Genomic DNA, 508 nt, shown 5'->3' with positions numbered 1-508 from the left:
ATTCTTGACTACCGTTACAGCAAAGACCGCATTTTAGAAGCCTACCTCAATGAAGTGTATTTGGGCCAAAGCGGCGGCGAAGCGATCCACGGTTTTGGCTTAGCATCACGCTACTACTTTGGGCAGCCAATCCAAGAGTTGCGAATTGATCAACTTGCGATGCTGGTGGGCATGGTGAAAGGACCGTCGTACTACAATCCTGTTCGCTATCCTGAGCGCACCAAAGAGCGTCGAGACTTGGTGCTTCGATTGCTGATGCAACAAAACATGCTCACATCGCAGCAATATGAACAAGCTGTGAGTCGACCTCTTGATACACAAAGCAAACCACGTATTGCGAGCCGTCAGCCTGCATACTTCCAGCAATTGAATATCGAGCTGAAAGAGAAGGTCGGTGATCGCTTCAAGGCTGAAACTGGTCTGCGCGTGTTTACGTCTCTTGATCCTGTATCTCAAAGTAAAATGGAGCAGGCGATCGCGAAGAAAATACCGGATTTAGCGAAGCGAG

General features: G+C 48.8%; 1 protein-coding gene. It reads left to right on the top strand.

All coding sequences use genetic code 11. The features are described 5' to 3' along the window. On the top strand, positions 1-508 hold a 508-nt coding region (locus R7044_RS28300; RefSeq protein ID WP_225456419.1), incomplete at both ends, for a transglycosylase domain-containing protein.

It is taken from the genome of Vibrio sp. 1402 (genome assembly GCF_033340275.1).
This window is presented reverse-complemented; position numbering and strand designations above follow the sequence as displayed.